Source organism: Acetanaerobacterium elongatum (assembly GCF_900103835.1).
In the GTDB taxonomy this organism is placed as follows: domain Bacteria; phylum Bacillota; class Clostridia; order Oscillospirales; family Ruminococcaceae; genus Acetanaerobacterium; species Acetanaerobacterium elongatum.
The window spans coordinates 75,215-90,421 of sequence record NZ_FNID01000011.1; the positions used below are offsets into that span (position 1 = coordinate 75,215).

Sequence of the window (15,207 nt, forward strand, 5' to 3'; positions counted from 1 at the left end):
TCATTCACATGTGAAAGAAGTTAAAGCTTATGTTTAAAATTGAAAACTTAACGAGAATCTACAATACGGGCAACACTCAGGTCAAAGCGCTGGACGGGGTGAGCATCGATATTGATACGGCAGATATCTTCGGCATCATTGGTATGAGCGGTGCGGGGAAAAGCACCTTGCTGCGCTGCATGGGCATGCTGGATAGGCCGGATGAAGGCAGCATAGAAATCGACGGGGTTGATGTGCTGTCGGTTACCCCAAGGCAGCTCATAGAGGTAAGAAAGCAGATCGGTACCGTTTTTCAAGGCTACAACCTGCTCATGCAGAAGACGGTTGCCAAGAATATCGCGTTTCCCTTGGAACTGTCGAATACCCCGAAAGAGGACATCCACAAAAGGGTAACGGAGCTGCTGGAACTTGTAGGGCTTTCTGATAAAGCTCAGTCTTACCCCTCGCAGCTTTCCGGCGGGCAGAAGCAGCGTGTAGCCATTGCGCGCGCGCTTGCCGTAAACCCGAAAGTGCTGCTTTGCGACGAACCCACCTCGGCTCTCGATCCCTTAACAACACGGTCTATTTTAAGCCTCCTGAAAGAAATTAACCAGAAATACTCGGTAACGATAGTAATCATCACCCACGAGATCGGCGTTGTACGGTCTATCTGCAACAAGGTTGCGGTTATCGACAACAGTGTTGTAGTAGAGCAGGGCGAAACAAAAGCGGTGTTTGAAAGCCCGCGTAGCCCTGTAACAAGGCAGTTGCTGAATATGGGAGGTGATACGTTATGAACCTTCAAACCTTAATTGATTATGCACCCATGCTCGGGCAGGGCACACTGGAAACATTATATATGACGGTTGTGTCGGTGCTGTTTTCCTACATTCTGGGCCTGCCGCTGGGTGTACTTGTGGTAATAACCGGTAAGAACTCTCTGGCAAGCATGCCGAAGTTTAACGCTGTGCTGGGTTGGATTGTGAATATCGGCCGTTCAATTCCCTTCATTATTCTGATGGTTGCGTTAATACCGTTTACACGAATGGTTGTGGGGAAGAGCATCGGCTCCACAGCCGCCTGTGTGCCGCTGATTATCGGGGCAGCCCCTTTTGTGGCCCGGTTGGTTGAAACCTCGCTGGAAGAGCTGGATTACGGCGTAATCGAGGCCGCAAAGGCAATGGGCGCTACCAACTGGCAGATTATCTATAAGGTGATGCTCCCCGAGGCGGTGCCGTCCCTGGTACGCGGCGTTTCTATCGCAACCATTACCCTGATCGGTTATTCGGCCATGGCCGGTGCCGTTGGCGGCGGCGGTCTCGGTGATATTGCGATTCGTTATGGTTACCACCGTTATGAGTATGAGGTCATGCTTATTACTATTGTGCTGCTGGTGATTATCGTTCAGGTAATCCAGAGTATCTTTAATCTCGTAGCACGCAGAATTGATAAAAGAAATCGATAAACAGAAAGGAAATATGAAAATGAAAACAAGTAAAAAAGGTTTAATTGCCGCCCTTATTGCGGTTTCCTCTTTAGTTGCATTATCCGCTTGCTCCGCTGCTCCTGCAGCTGCAAGCTCAACCGGTGCCGGTTCTGCCGCAGCTTCATCCACCGAGGCATCATCGGCTGCTGCCAGCTCTGCGGCCGCTTCCTCCGGTGCTGCCAAGGTTTTAAAGGTTGGCGCTTCTCCCGCACCGCATGCCGAGATACTTGAGTTCGTAAAAGACCAGCTGAAGGAAAAGGGCATTGATCTTCAGATTGTGGAGTTTACCGATTATGTGCTCCCCAACAACGCCTTGGATAGCGGAGAACTCGATGCGAACTACTTCCAGCACAAGCCGTACCTGGATGATTTCAATACCAAGAACGGCACCAAGCTTGCTTCCGCCGCGGCTATCCACTTCGAGCCTCTCGGCGTATACCCCGGTAAGTCAGCCGATATCAAGAATATCACCGAAGGCGCTCAGATTGCCGTTCCCAACGATACCACCAACGAGGCCCGCGCCCTGCAGCTGCTTGCCAGCCTGAAGGTGATAGAGCTTAAGCCCAATGCAGGCCTGCTTGCCACCGCTAAGGATATTACCGCCAACCCCAAGAAGGTAAAGATTATTGAAACCGAGGCTGCTCAGCTGCCGCGCACTCTTCAGGATGTTGACTTTGCGGTTATCAACGGCAACTATGCCCTTGAAGCCAAGATTGCCGATAAGGTACTCGCCACCGAGGATAAGAGCTCCGAAGGCGCCAAAAAGTTTGCGAACATCATCGCCGTAAAGCAAGGCGACGAAGGCAGAGAGGATATCAAAGCCCTGATTGCCGCGCTGCAGAGTGACGCAACCAAGAAGTTTATTGAAGAAAAATACGGCGTATCGGTTGTTCCTGTATTCTAATTAAAGAAATCGCCACCAATTAAGGCCATATCTCTTTCACGGAGATATGGCCTTTATATGTGTAGGTTGAATTATACGGCAGTGCTTTTGGTTGGAGCTTTCATCCGGGTGTTCATCCAATCCAGCAGGTCGGCATATACCTTTTTGCGGTCAATCTCGTTTAAAACCTCATGGCGACAACCGGAATAAAGCTTAAGCGACAGGTTTTCCACACCGGCATCGTGAAGCATATCAAATACCTTGCGAACGCCCTTGCCGTAGTTGCCTACGGGGTCATCCTTGCCAGAAACCATATGAATCGGCAGCTTTTTAGGTACTGCACCTGCCCATGCCTTTGTGGATATGGAATTGAGCAGCAGGGCCAAATCCCTGAAGCCGGAAGCGGTAAAGATATAATTGCAGTATGGGTCTTTAGCGTATTTATCTACCACCGCTGCATCATTTGTTAACCAGTCGTAGCTGGTTCGGTGCTCGGGGTATTGTTTATTGTAGTTACCGAAAGCCATGTTATTGAGTAAACTACTGCGCCGGAATTCACCGTAGCGCCGGATCTCGGTTTCTGCAAGCAGGATGCCAACCTTTCCAAGAGGATTAGGACCGCTGGTGCCGCTGCAGATATAGCCGCTTAAACCGTCGCCATACTTGGTGATATAGCTACGCGTAATAAACGACCCCATACTGTGCCCCAACAGAAAGTAGGGGATATCGGGGTATCGTGCCTTGATCAGAAGATACAGCTCATGAACATCCTCGACTAGAAATTTTGGGCCATCCTGAGGGGCAAAATAACCGAGCCTCTCGGAACTGGAGGCGGTTCTGCCGTGGCCAAGGTGATCATTACCGCAAACGGCAAAGCCGTTTTCAACCAAGTATTCGGCGAAGTCCTGATAGCGGCCGACATACTCGTTCATGCCATGTACAATCTGCAACACAGCCTTCGGGGGAGAATCCGGATTAAACCATAATGTCGCTTTTACGGTATCGGTTTTGTTGGTGCTGAAGTAACTGAGTTCCTCAATAGCCATACTCAAACTGTTCACCGCCCGCTTCTGTCATATTTTATTGGTTAATTGCAGCCTTTTTGGATGATATCACCGTGACGTCGCCTTCAAGACCAATCATGTAATAGTCTATCTGCGGCATCATAACCCACAACTTATTCAGGATAGAGTTTACAGTCTGCGGCATACCGGAAACAATATTCACCGCGTGGTACTCATGAACACAGTTTACAAGAGTGTCCAGAACCTGATTGTTATAAAAGATATTCATAACGGCGTTGTATTCCTTCGAAACATGGAACAGGTGCTCAATGGCAGCGATATCCCGTTTACTGCCGTTATCAACATTAATAACATACAGGTTGGTTTTAGTTTTATCGGCAATCTCACGCCCGCGCTTTATAATTCTTTCACAGTTTATCTGGTCAGTAACGCAAACGATGGTAGCGGATATGTATTTATTATAGTTATCAAAGTCGGTGCTGATATTAAAAGGCTTGCTCAATCCAATCACTCCGATTTAAGTTTAACGGGTAACGTCTGCAGTAATTTCATAAAATCGGTTTCCTGTTTTGCCCAACCCGTTAATTTGATTATACAGCCCAATTGTGAAAAGTATTTATCCGTCTTATGAAATAAATTAAAAAAATTATCGGGCTTGCTGATAACATAAAGCTATAAAAATAATTACTACCAATCTTATTTTATCATAAATATTCTATAGTGCAATTATATAAATAATGAAAATTATATTACCTACCATAATGTGCGGGTATCGTATAAAATACCTGCAGAACCGAGCCTGCCTTCGGTTTGACACCAAAGCGGTCAGAGTGCTATAATCTTGTAATATGGCATATCGTTTACTATAATTTTTTGATATACAATAACATCAGGTTAGGAAGTGCTTTGAGGGTGGAACTGTTACGTAAAGAAACCGAGGCAGAGTTTGAGCAGTTTATGCGCAGCCATCATAACGGCAGCTTTATGCAGTCTTTAAGCTGGCCTAAGGTGAAGAATAATTGGGGATACGATGGTATTATATCCCGCGATTCTGCCGGAGCCATTCAGGGCGCAATGCTGGTTTTGCTGCAGAAAGCCCCGTTCTTCGGCAGTAGCTTTATGTATGCCCCACGCGGGCCTGTCTGCGACTTGAATGATCGCGCAGTAGTAAAAGACCTGACTGATGGCGTTCATGCTCTTGCGCGTAAGCATAATGCCTACCTGTTTAAAATGGATCCTGATGTATTGGCCAGTGACGAGCAGTTTATCAAATTGACAACTGAACTCGGCTACACCTACAATAAGGGCGGCGATAATTTCGAAACCATTCAGCCGCGCTTTAACTACCGTCTGAATCTTACGGGGCGCACCGAGGAAGAGATATTTGCGAACCTTACCCAGAAAACCCGTTACAACGTGCGTGTGGCAATGAAGCATAACATTGAAGTGAAGGCTTGCGGCAAAGAGATGCTTGATGAGTTCGTACGCGTATATAAAACTACCGGCGAACGCGACGGCTTCAATACTCGCCCCAAATCCTATTTTGAACGTATGATGGATGCGATGGGCGAAAATTGTCGGCTTTACCTTGGGCTTTATGAGGGTAAGGTAATTTCCGGCGCCATCTCTACACAATATGCGGGCAAAACCTGCTATGTATACGGCGCATCCGATAACGACCACCGTAATGTGATGCCGAATTATCTTGTGCAGTGGGAAATGATAAAATGGGCGCTTGAGGGCAACAGCACGGTTTATGATTTTCAGGGCGTTTCGGGTGTTCTGGATGAAAGCAACCACCTGTATGGTTTGTATCGCTTTAAACGTGGCTTTAACGGCGAACTTGTAGAGCTGGCCGGAGAATTTGATATTGTTTTCAAGCCGATTTCCAACTGGCTTATTAACCTTGGTATTGATGTAAACGAAAAGCTCGCTAAGGTAAAAAAGAAGCTTAGGAAAAAATGAAAATGATATAGAGAGGCAAAGCGCTATTGTGGAAACTCCAATCTATAAAGCTCTGACAAATATCCTTTCAAAAGACGCCTCGCGTTTTCATATGCCGGGCCATAAGGGCAGAGATTATTGCGGATTGTTTGGCGGTGTGATGCAGTACGATATCACCGAGATTCAGGGCGCTGACAGCCTGTACGAGGCCGGTGAGGCAATCCTGCGCTGTGAGGAGTGGCTGGCGGATTATTATGGGGCAAAAAGAAGCCTTATCAGCTGTCAGGGCTCCACTCTCTGCATTCAGACAATGCTGTCGCTTGTGCGTCACCGCGGCAGCAGGCTTGTCATTGGGCGCAACGCGCATGTGGCGGCTTCCAACGCAATGGCCTTGCTTGATTTTGAGCCGGTTTGGGTTTACCCTGTGACCGATAGTATTACCGGTGTAACCGGAGCCGTTACCCCCGAACAGGTGGAGGTCGCGTTGCGGTCACAAGCGGATGTTGCTGCCGTGTATATTACCTCACCAAGTTATTATGGGGTATTCTCAGATATTGCCGCCATCGCCGCGGTATGTTCCCGATATAACGTTCCGTTATTGGTGGATAACGCACACGGCGCGCATCTGAAGGCCGCGGGCTACCCACACCCTATTGCGCAGGGAGCGGCGATGTGCTGTGATAGTGCGCATAAAACCCTTCCGGTGATAACCGGCGGTGCCTACCTGCATATAGCCCAAGATGAATATGTTGAGCCTGCCAAAGAGGCAATGGCAGTATTCGGTTCCACCAGCCCAAGCTATCTGATTATGCTGTCGCTGGATACCTGCCTTTCCTACCTGCAAGATTCAGCCGAGAAGGATTTTCATGCCCTTCGCAGCAAAATTGCTGTACTTGAACAGTTGGCACTTCAAAAGGGTTTTACCCCAATCCCTAATCAAGGGGATCATACCCGTATGCTTCTATGCGCCTACCATCTTGGTTATTCCGGTGAGCAGCTGGCGGCGCACCTGCGCGCATTTAAGGTGGAACCGGAGTATGTGGGCGAGAATACTGTCGTGCTGCTTCCTTCTCCCTTAAACACGGAGCAAGATTTTGAGCGGCTTACAAATGCGATCAATGGCATCGAGCCGCGTGATAATATACCCGCTTTGGTTCCGCCCCCGATTAAGGCATCTGTCGGGTGTCATCCTCGAGAAGCCTTTATGGCGAGAAAGAAGATAATTCCCGTGCGGAACTCGCTGGGGAGGATTGTCGCAGCCAATAAAAGCAGCTGCCCGCCGGGTGTGCCGGTGGTGTATTGCGGTGAGCTGATTACCGAGGAGGCTGTTCGTTTACTCACTGCCTACGGATATGAGACGGTAACAGTAATCGATAATAAGTGAGGCTTTAACTTGTAAAATTTACAGGTTTTTATTGCTATTAAACGCTTGCTAGAGTAAAATATACTTATAGATAATAGACAAAAAGACATTTATTGTTCCGCAAGAAAGGATGGTCGCATCTATGAAATTGATATTTGCCATTGTAAGCAGTGATGATAGCTCGGTAGTGTCTACCGCTCTTACCAAAGAGGGCTTTTCCGTAACCAAGCTTGCTACCACAGGCGGCTTTCTGATGTCGGGAAACACCACCTTTATTATCGGTACCGAGGATGAAAAGGTTGACCAGGTGATTGACATTGTGGCGCAGCACAGCAAAAAGCGCACCCAGATGGTTCCTTCCTCTACCTCTTACGGCGTGGGCTTATACAGCTCGTTCCCCATCGAGGTAACGGTTGGCGGTGCCACCATCTTTGTCACCGATGTTGAAAGGTTTGAAAAGGTTTAGTGAGTACTCAGCAGATAAACGACTATTTCTTCGGCAACGACGAAGCTTTGCATACGCTCGCCGCTCTGCTTTGCGGGGGGCGTATTGTTCATGGCATCCTGTTAACGGGTGAGAAGGGTGTTGGCAAGCAAACCTTTGCCCGTCTGATGGCTGCGGCGTTCCTCTGCAAAGAGGCTGAGCGCCCCTGTATGAAATGCCAAAGCTGCAAAAAGGTGCTGGAGGGCAACCATCCTGATGTACTTACCGTCATCGGCGAAGGGGCAAAATCCTTTCATATTGATACCGTCCGTGAAATCCGCCGCAAGGCGTCCATCATGCCCAATGAGGGCGACTGTAAGATATTTATCCTTGCAAACTGTGAAAGCATGACGGCTCAGGCGCAGAATGCCCTGTTAAAGCTTCTGGAGGAACCACCCGAGCATACGATGCTTATTCTTACGGCCAACGAGCGCGGTGCATTGCTGGATACAGTTTGCTCCCGCACTGCGGAGATCCGTTTGCAGCCGCTTTCCGCAGAGGACTGTGCCCAAAGGCTCAAAGAGGCTTATCCTGATAAAACTACTGACGAATGCCTTACCGCTGCACGCATATGCGGCGGAAACCTCGGTAAGGCAAAGGCCATGCTTGCCGATGAAAGCGGCATGAAGGCTGTGAATATCGCCCATGCTGTCATTAAGTCGGCATCAGAGAATCAATATGCCGTGCTTTTGGCTGCACGGGATTTAAATGATGATAAAAAGCTCCTTTTAGAGGTACTGCATCGATTAGAATTGCTTTGCAGAGATATCCTTGCTGACAAAATCGGTTCCAAGACAAGCCTGTCCGGCGAAGATATTTCTCAAAACGCATGGACTAAGTCGCACACCATGCAGGTGATTGCCTCCTGTCAACAAGCCGAGCAGATGCTTTTACAAAATGTCAGTCAGCCGCTGGTGGTTAGCTGGCTGTGTACTAAAATCTACAGTTAATCTGCAACCTACATCAATATGTTTATATAGATACTAGCGCCCTCTATCTTTGGAAAGGGCAGACGGTGCTTATAGCAGGATCCGCCTGTTAAAGCCCATTATGATGCGCACAAACCCCGTCGTTTTCCGGTGAAGACGGCGGCACCCCCTAAAAACCATTTCACCGGAGATAAAGGCAGGAACCAATGGCAGAGGTTATAGGCGTACGTTTTAAAAACGTAGGGAAAGTATATTATTTCGACCCAAACGACAACAAAATCGGCAAGGGCAGCTCGGTGATTGTTGAAACCGCCCGAGGCGTGGAGTGCGGTGAGGTGGTTATGGAGAACCGTGAGGTGCCTGAAGAGAACATCATCCGCCCGTTAAAAAGTGTTATACGCGTTGCCACCGAGCAAGACTTAAAGCAGGTAGAGGACAATGTTCGCAAGCAGAAAAACGCTTTTGATATCTGCCTGCAAAAGATTCAAAACCACAAGCTGGATATGAAGCTTGTGGATGTGGAGTATACCTTCGACAACAACAAGATACTGTTTTACTTTACCGCGGATGGCCGCGTGGATTTCAGGGAGCTGGTGAAAGACCTTGCCTCGGTATTCCGTACCCGTATAGAGCTTAGGCAGATCGGTGTACGCGATGAAGCTAAGATGCTCGGGGGCTTAGGGGTATGCGGTAAGCCGTTTTGCTGTGCTACCTTTTTAGGCGAATTCCAGCCTGTATCCATTAAGATGGCGAAGGAGCAGGGGCTGTCGCTGAACCCAACCAAGATATCCGGCACCTGCGGCAGGCTGATGTGCTGCTTAAAATACGAGCAGGAGGCCTACGAAGACCTGCTTTCCATTACTCCCAAGGTGGGGGCCTATGTTAAAACCAAGGACGGTAAGGGTACCGTGTTGGATGTAAACCTGCTCACCGGCGTGCTGAAGGTTAAGCTAGAGAAGTTCCCTGATGCGGCGCCAAAGGTGTTTACCCGCAAGGAGGTCACCACGCTCCGCGATGCGCAGATTCGAATAGACAGCTCCGAGCTTGCCGAGCTGGGCCAGCTGGAAAAGGAATAGTGTACAAAGTAGTTTCATAACCAACGGTAATCCATTCAAAAATCAATGATGGTCAGAACCTTCGCCGTTTAGACGAAGGTTCTGATTTGTTGAATTTAAGATATTTTTTTACTGCGGTAAAGTTGCAGCAGTGCAACTGTTTACGCGGTGATATGGAGGAACTTATGGACACAAGGATTGAACGTTTTTTGAAAGAATGCGGCGGAAAGAAAATCTGCTTTATCGGTATCGGTGTATCCAATACCGATGCCATGCTGCTTTTTGCACGTTACGGGGCGAAGGTTACCGCCTGCGATAAAAAAGATAGGGCCGCGCTCGGTTTGACTGCAGGCCTTCTGGAGCAAGCCGGTATCACTTTAAACCTTGGGGAGAACTACTTAAGCGGCTTAAATGACTTTGATGTGGTATTCCGCACGCCGGGTATGAAGTATCATACCCCAGAACTCGATAATGCCCGAGAAAACGGTGTGGCGGTAACCAGCGAGCTGGAGGTATTTTTTGACCTCTGCCCCTGCCCAATCTTTGCGGTAACGGGCAGTGATGGCAAAACCACCACAACAACCATCATTTCAGAACTGTTTAAAAGGCAGGGTAAAAGGGTGTTCCTTGGCGGGAACATTGGCTTGCCGTTGCTTTCCCGCATCACCGAAATTGAACCGGAGGATGTGGCGGTGGTGGAGCTCTCCAGCTTCCAGCTTATCTCGATGCGTACTTCACCGCACGTTGCGGTGGTGACCAATGTTACCCCCAACCATCTGGATATGCACACCGATATGCAGGAGTATGTAGATGCTAAAAAGAACATCTTCCTGCACCAGAACGGTTTTACACGTACGGTGCTCAACCTTGATAACGACATCACTCGTTCCTTCATTCCCGAAACGCGTGGCGATACGCTGATGTTCTCCCGTAAAAAGACGGTTAAGCGCGGCGCCTTTTTAAGCGATGACGGGTTCCTTTGCATGGCGGACGATAAGGGCGTGCATAAACTGTTCTCCGCACAGGCTATTCGCATCCCGGGCGGGCATAATATAGAAAACTACCTTGCTGCAATAGCGGCTACCTGGGGGTATATCTCCCCCGAGAATATCGAGTATGTTGCCAGAACCTTTTCGGGTGTAGAACACCGCATTGAATTTGTGCGTGAACTGGATGGCGTAAGGTGGTATAACGACTCTATCGCAACCACCCCCTCACGCACCATTGCGGGGCTGAACGCCTTTAATCAGAAGGTGATTCTCATTGCGGGCGGGTATGATAAAAAGGTGCCCTTTACGCCATTGGCACCCTATATCCTTGAAAAGGTTAAGCTGCTGATACTTCTGGGTACAACAGCAGGTGCAATTAAGGATTGTGTTGTGAACTGCGATGGCTACGAACCCGGCAAGCCGGACATTGTAATGACCGCCTCGTTGGAGGAGGCAGTAAAGGTTGCAAAGGAGCACGCGATACAGGGCGATATCGTTACCCTTTCACCGGCCTGTGCAAGTTTTGATATGTTCAAAAACTATGAAACCCGCGGCGAGATTTTCAAAGAACTGGTACACAAGCTGTAATGAAAAGTTTGTGTCTGAAAAAGGGGTATGAAGATTAGATGAAGGAACTCATTCAAACGCTTACAAGCGCAGTTGGGGTATCGGGCGACGAGTCGGCGGCGGCTACAGTCGTAACAGAGTTGCTGAGACCCTACGGCAAGGTTACTGTTGATGCGCTGGGAAATATTCATTGTACCGTGAAGCAGCCGGAGGTGGGAAAGGAGCACATCCTGCTGGATGCGCACCTTGATCAGATTGGGCTTATTGTGCAGCAGATTGATGATAAGGGCTTTCTGCGGGTTGCAAGCTGCGGCGGTATCGACCGTAGGGTTCTAATGGCAAGCGAGGTAACGGTGCATGGCAAAAGCCCGGTTTATGGGGTAATCTGCAGCCAGCCGCCCCATCTGGCCAAGGAGGGCGACAGCAAAAAGCCCCCTCAGCTCGAGGATATTGCGATTGATGTTGGGCTTTCGCAGGAAAAGGCAAAGGAGCTTATCAGCTTAGGCGACAGGGTTACGCTTAACGGGCCCGTGCGCGAGCTTGTAAACGGACAGTTGGTTTCTCAGGCGATGGATGACCGAGCCAGCTGTGCGGCAATTATAAAATGTCTTCAGCTGCTTAAGGGCAAACAGATTCCCTGCGGCCTTACAGTGCTCTTTTCCACGCGTGAAGAGGTTGGCGGGCAGGGTGCCAGAACCGGCGCCTTTTCGGCTTTCCCTACCAAGGCCATTGTGGTGGATGTAAGCTTTGGCCAAACACCTGACTCCCCAAAGCATAAATGTGGGGAACTTGGCAAAGGGCCGATGATCGGCTTTGCGCCCACCATCTCACGCAACTTCTCGAATGAGTTGGTTGAGGTGGCAAAGAAGCAGGGCATACCCTATCAACTGGAGATTATGGAGGGTCATACAGGTACTAATGCCGACCAGATTGTCATCGCTCAAAGCGGCGTAGAAACCGGTATGGTGTCTATTCCGCTCAAATATATGCACACCTCCATAGAAACCGCCGATCCCGCCGATATAGAGGCGTCGGCACAGCTGATGGCGGCTTATGTATTGAGGGGAGGCGAACGGTAATGCTGGAGACCATCAAGCTGCTTTGCGAGATCAATGCCCCCTCGGGTGCGGAGGAGCCGATTCGCAAGGCGATTATCAAACAAATATCAGGTTTTGCCGAATACAGCACCGATGCCCTCGGCAATTTGATTGTGTTCAAAAAGGGGAAGCAAGAAGCTAAAAACAAGGTGATGCTTGCCGCGCACATGGATGAGGTAGGCTTTATCGTCCGTTATGTGGAAGACAGCGGGCTGCTGCGTTTTGCCTGTGTGGGCGGTATCGATACGCGTGTAATAGTGGGTAAACGCCTTTTGGTGGGCGAAAAAGCTGTAACCGGCGTAATCGGCACCAAGCCTATACACCTAACGAAGGGTGACGAGAGGGAGACCATGCCCGATATCGACAGCCTGTATATTGATATCGGTGCAAAAGATAAAGAGGATGCCTTAAAATATATTAGCCCCGGTGATTACGCGGTGTTTGAATCCGGCTTCGTTAATTTCGGCAACAACCTGATTAAAGCCAAGGCACTGGATGACCGCGCAGGCTGTGCGGTGTTAATCGAGATGATACGCTCAGAGCTTACCTATGACACATGGTTTACCTTCAATGTGCAGGAGGAGGTAGGCTGCCGCGGTGCCATGGTTTCAGCTTTCACGGTGGCTCCCGACTATGCCATAGTATTGGAGGCAACCACCGCCGCCGATATTGCGGGTGTAGAGGCTGGTAAGCAGGTCTGCGAGCTGGGCAAGGGCCCCGTGGTGTCTTTTATGGATCGTGGTACGGTTTATGACAGGGAACTCTACCATATGGCCTTTGAGCTTGCTGAGAAAGCGGGCATCCACTGCCAGCCCAAGCAGATGGTGGCAGGCAGCAACGAAGCCAGCGCCATTCATAAGGTACGCGGAGGAATCAAAACACTGGCGATATCCATGCCATGCCGGTATATCCATTCCCCGTCCTGCGTGCTGAAGACAGAGGATATTTCAGATACTTTCATTCTCGCCAAAGCGGCGGCGGAGCATCTGGCACAGCTATAGCAGCAAGGGGGACGGGCAGCGGTGGTTCATATTGTCGATGATATCAATGAAGCTGATTTCTTACGTCTTGCCCGCGAAAACCCTGTATACGGTGCGGCCATGCTTGCAAACTATGCGGTCTATCATCGCGATGATCGTTATCTTTCGCAGTGGGTGATTTGCAGCGAGCAGAACCCCCCCCATCTTGCCGTGCAGCTTTACCAGCAGTCACTGACGGTCTGTTGCGCAGACGATGATATAGATTCCGAACTATTCGCCGCCTTCCTTTCCATTGTGCCCGAGTATAGAAGCATCGTTGCCCCCAAAGCCTTTATTGAGAGCATGCCTGAGCGGGTGAAAGCGGGCAGACAGCTTCGTCATGGCAAGGCAATGGTTTTGCCGCATAAATCGCTTCAATCCTTACCCGAGGTGCCGGATGGAATACAGCTTATACAACCCCCGAATCTGCAGCAGCTGTTTAAGCTTTTGTGTGAATGCAGCAGCGATTATCGGCAGTTTGCTGATTATAACTTCTGGTATACTGACCTTTCCTTCCGGCTGCGCCATAACTTAGCAAAGGCTGCCGCAGTGAAGCAGGACGGTGTATATGTATCGGCGGCATGTGCTTTTTACTTAACGGGCAGTGCGGTGATACGGGATGTATGTACCCTGAACGGTTATCAGCGTCGCGGCTATGCCAAGGCGGTTACTGCAGAGCTTACCAGAGCGCTTCTTAAGGATAATTTGCAGCCTTTGTTATTCAGCGTCTCCCAAGAAGCAGACAGGCTGTATCAAACCGTCGGTTTTGAGCCCTGCTCGGAATGGGCTGGATTGTATAAATAGTAAACGCATTCTTATTCGATAATTACGCGCGAAAGGAACTAATCGCCATGCTATCCCAAAATCCGTTTCAACTCTCCCATGAACTTCTTATTAAGGCAGACAACGCGCAGGCGGCATGTGAAGCCTGTTTTGCTCAGATAGAGAGAAACGCCGAATACAACCAAATGAAGGTGCAAAAGGCGTTTTACGACCATAAAATCAGCGAGGCGCATTTCGCCCCCACCACCGGCTACGGCTACGGTGATCTTGGCCGAGATGCAACCGACGCGGTTTTTGCGCAGATAGTGGGTGCTGAAGACGCGCTGGTGCGCCATAACTTTGTTTCGGGTACTCACGCACTTACGGTGGCGCTGTTCGGTGTTTTGCGGCCGGGAGACCTGCTGCTTGCGGTTACAGGCAACCCCTACGATACCCTAGAGGAGGTTATCGGCATCCGCGGCGAAGGAAACGGTTCTCTGAAGGATTTTGGTGTACGCTTTGAAGCCGTTGCGCTCAAGCCAGACGGAACACCGGATGATGAAACCATCCTCAAAAAAGCTAAGGATGCGAAGGTTTGCTATATCCAACGTTCCCGCGGCTATGCGCTTCGCCCATCGCTTTGTATTGATAAGATTGAACACCTCAGCCGTGAAATCAAGGCCGTAAACCCCAATGCTATCATTATGGTAGATAACTGCTATGGGGAGTTTGTAGAGCAGCGTGAACCCACACAAGTAGGCGCCGACCTGATTATCGGCTCGCTGATTAAGAATGCCGGCGGCGGCATAGCCAAAACCGGCGGCTACATAGCGGGCAGAAGCGACTTAGTTAAGCTGTGTGCTTATCGCCTTACCTCAGTGGGTACCGGTAAGGAGGTTGGCTGTTCGCTGGGCCAGACACGCGAAATTCTCATGGGCCTGTTCTTTGCACCAACCGTGGTAGCCAGCGCACTGAAGAGCGCAGTTTTTACCGCTAAGCTGTTTGAGGATTTAGGGTATGAGGTTTATCCGCGGTATAACGAGCCGCGAACCGATATTATTCAGGCCGTTACCCTTGGCAGCCCAGAACGCCTGATTGCGTTCTGTGGGGGCATACAGAAGGGTTCACCCGTTGATTCCTTTGCCGCACCTGAGCCATGGGATATGCCCGGATACGAAGACCCCGTGATTATGGCAGCCGGTGCGTTTACCATGGGTGCCTCCATCGAGCTTTCGGCAGATGCCCCCATGCGCGAGCCCTATGCCGTTTGGATGCAGGGCGGCTTAACCTACTACAGCGCAAAGCTGGGAATCCTGTTGGCAGCCGATGCGGTAACCAGACTGGAACAGTAAACGGTAACCAGACTGGAACAGTAAATTTAGATTGACAGAAAACGCTTATTTTATTATAATATATTGTACCCTTGCGGATATGGCGGAATTGGCAGACGCGCCAGACTTAGGATCTGGTGCCCCAGGCGTGCAGGTTCAAGTCCTGTTATCCGCACCAACAGAATAAGCGCTCCGAGCGAATGATATGCTCCCTTTATGAGAGACAGTGAAATAACAAACACTGTTCATCATGAAGGGAGTATTTTTATGCCACAAAAATCTAAAATAGAGGTT

Annotated in this window: 15 protein-coding genes and 1 tRNA gene; 14 read left to right on the forward strand and 2 right to left on the reverse strand. The window is 49.6% G+C overall.

Features of this window, described 5'->3' with window-relative positions:
• The first annotated feature begins 29 nt into the window (after positions 1-29).
• From BLR50_RS05395 to BLR50_RS05405, 3 genes are read left to right on the forward strand one after another with little or no spacing between them, the layout of a single operon-like run.
• A complete protein-coding gene (locus BLR50_RS05395) occupies positions 30-776 on the forward strand; it encodes a methionine ABC transporter ATP-binding protein (protein ID WP_092639323.1) in 747 nt (248 codons plus the stop codon).
• On the forward strand, positions 773-1,444 hold the full coding sequence (locus tag BLR50_RS05400) for a methionine ABC transporter permease (protein WP_205408669.1): 672 nt from the start codon (positions 773-775) through the stop codon (positions 1,442-1,444). Before BLR50_RS05395 ends, BLR50_RS05400 begins: the two co-directional genes overlap by 4 nt.
• Positions 1,445-1,457: 13 nt before the next feature.
• Entirely contained in the window at positions 1,458-2,369 is a 912-nt protein-coding gene (locus tag BLR50_RS05405) for a MetQ/NlpA family ABC transporter substrate-binding protein (protein WP_479714956.1), read from the forward strand.
• A gap of 71 nt (positions 2,370-2,440) precedes the next feature.
• Here BLR50_RS05405 and BLR50_RS05410 read toward each other — a convergent pair whose 3' ends face one another.
• Both BLR50_RS05410 and BLR50_RS05415 read right to left on the reverse strand, forming a co-directional pair.
• A complete protein-coding gene (locus tag BLR50_RS05410) occupies positions 2,441-3,394 on the reverse strand; it encodes an alpha/beta fold hydrolase (RefSeq protein ID WP_092639327.1) in 954 nt (317 codons plus the stop codon).
• Between the two features lie 34 nt (positions 3,395-3,428).
• Positions 3,429-3,875, reverse strand: coding sequence for an adenine nucleotide alpha hydrolase family protein (locus tag BLR50_RS05415; protein ID WP_092639329.1), 447 nt, complete (start codon positions 3,873-3,875; stop codon positions 3,429-3,431).
• A gap of 410 nt (positions 3,876-4,285) precedes the next feature.
• Between BLR50_RS05415 and BLR50_RS05420 the strand changes: the two genes are divergently transcribed.
• The 11 genes from BLR50_RS05420 (at position 4,286) to BLR50_RS05470 (ending at position 15,091) form a co-directional block, all read left to right on the forward strand.
• Positions 4,286-5,338: a lipid II:glycine glycyltransferase FemX gene (locus BLR50_RS05420; protein ID WP_092639331.1), complete on the forward strand. Its 1,053-nt coding sequence runs from the start codon at positions 4,286-4,288 to the stop codon at positions 5,336-5,338.
• Positions 5,339-5,366: 28 nt separating this feature from the next.
• Positions 5,367-6,701, forward strand: coding sequence for an aminotransferase class I/II-fold pyridoxal phosphate-dependent enzyme (locus tag BLR50_RS05425; RefSeq protein WP_162840328.1), 1,335 nt, complete (start codon positions 5,367-5,369; stop codon positions 6,699-6,701).
• A 121-nt stretch (positions 6,702-6,822) separates the two neighbouring features.
• A complete protein-coding gene (locus tag BLR50_RS05430; RefSeq protein ID WP_092639335.1) occupies positions 6,823-7,146 on the forward strand; it encodes a cyclic-di-AMP receptor in 324 nt (107 codons plus the stop codon).
• Entirely contained in the window at positions 7,146-8,114 is a 969-nt protein-coding gene (locus tag BLR50_RS05435) for a DNA polymerase III subunit (protein WP_092639337.1), read from the forward strand. Before BLR50_RS05430 ends, BLR50_RS05435 begins: the two co-directional genes overlap by 1 nt.
• A gap of 185 nt (positions 8,115-8,299) precedes the next feature.
• Positions 8,300-9,169, forward strand: a complete 870-nt coding sequence (locus BLR50_RS05440) for a PSP1 domain-containing protein (protein ID WP_092639339.1) — start codon at positions 8,300-8,302, stop codon at positions 9,167-9,169.
• A gap of 164 nt (positions 9,170-9,333) precedes the next feature.
• On the forward strand, positions 9,334-10,725 hold the full coding sequence (gene murD, locus BLR50_RS05445; RefSeq protein WP_092639369.1) for a UDP-N-acetylmuramoyl-L-alanine--D-glutamate ligase: 1,392 nt from the start codon (positions 9,334-9,336) through the stop codon (positions 10,723-10,725).
• 38 nt (positions 10,726-10,763) lie between these two features.
• A complete protein-coding gene (locus tag BLR50_RS05450) occupies positions 10,764-11,783 on the forward strand; it encodes a M20/M25/M40 family metallo-hydrolase (RefSeq protein ID WP_092639341.1) in 1,020 nt (339 codons plus the stop codon).
• On the forward strand, positions 11,783-12,802 hold the full coding sequence (locus tag BLR50_RS05455; RefSeq protein WP_092639343.1) for a M42 family metallopeptidase: 1,020 nt from the start codon (positions 11,783-11,785) through the stop codon (positions 12,800-12,802). Before BLR50_RS05450 ends, BLR50_RS05455 begins: the two co-directional genes overlap by 1 nt.
• Before the next feature lie 21 nt (positions 12,803-12,823).
• A complete protein-coding gene (locus tag BLR50_RS05460; protein WP_092639346.1) occupies positions 12,824-13,624 on the forward strand; it encodes a GNAT family N-acetyltransferase in 801 nt (266 codons plus the stop codon).
• Between the two features lie 47 nt (positions 13,625-13,671).
• Positions 13,672-14,934, forward strand: coding sequence for a methionine gamma-lyase family protein (locus BLR50_RS05465; RefSeq protein ID WP_092639348.1), 1,263 nt, complete (start codon positions 13,672-13,674; stop codon positions 14,932-14,934).
• Between the two features lie 73 nt (positions 14,935-15,007).
• A tRNA-Leu gene (locus tag BLR50_RS05470) sits at positions 15,008-15,091 on the forward strand.
• Positions 15,092-15,207 lie beyond the last annotated feature (116 nt).

Bases quoted from the DNA above. Each gene is read 5' to 3' on its own strand.
- BLR50_RS05430 (WP_092639335.1), top strand. From the start codon at position 6,823: ATGAAATTGATATTTGCCATTGTAAGCAGTGATGATAGCTCGGTAGTG.
- murD (WP_092639369.1), top strand. From the start codon at position 9,334: ATGGACACAAGGATTGAACGTTTTTTGAAAGAATGCGGCGGAAAGAAA.
- BLR50_RS05465 (WP_092639348.1), top strand. From the start codon at position 13,672: ATGCTATCCCAAAATCCGTTTCAACTCTCCCATGAACTTCTTATTAAG.
- BLR50_RS05440 (WP_092639339.1), top strand. From the start codon at position 8,300: ATGGCAGAGGTTATAGGCGTACGTTTTAAAAACGTAGGGAAAGTATAT.
- BLR50_RS05450 (WP_092639341.1), top strand. From the start codon at position 10,764: ATGAAGGAACTCATTCAAACGCTTACAAGCGCAGTTGGGGTATCGGGC.
- BLR50_RS05400 (WP_205408669.1), top strand. From the start codon at position 773: ATGAACCTTCAAACCTTAATTGATTATGCACCCATGCTCGGGCAGGGC.
- BLR50_RS05455 (WP_092639343.1), top strand. From the start codon at position 11,783: ATGCTGGAGACCATCAAGCTGCTTTGCGAGATCAATGCCCCCTCGGGT.
- BLR50_RS05405 (WP_479714956.1), top strand. From the start codon at position 1,458: ATGAAAATGAAAACAAGTAAAAAAGGTTTAATTGCCGCCCTTATTGCG.
- BLR50_RS05395 (WP_092639323.1), top strand. From the start codon at position 30: ATGTTTAAAATTGAAAACTTAACGAGAATCTACAATACGGGCAACACT.
- BLR50_RS05410 (WP_092639327.1), bottom strand. From the start codon at position 3,394: ATGGCTATTGAGGAACTCAGTTACTTCAGCACCAACAAAACCGATACC.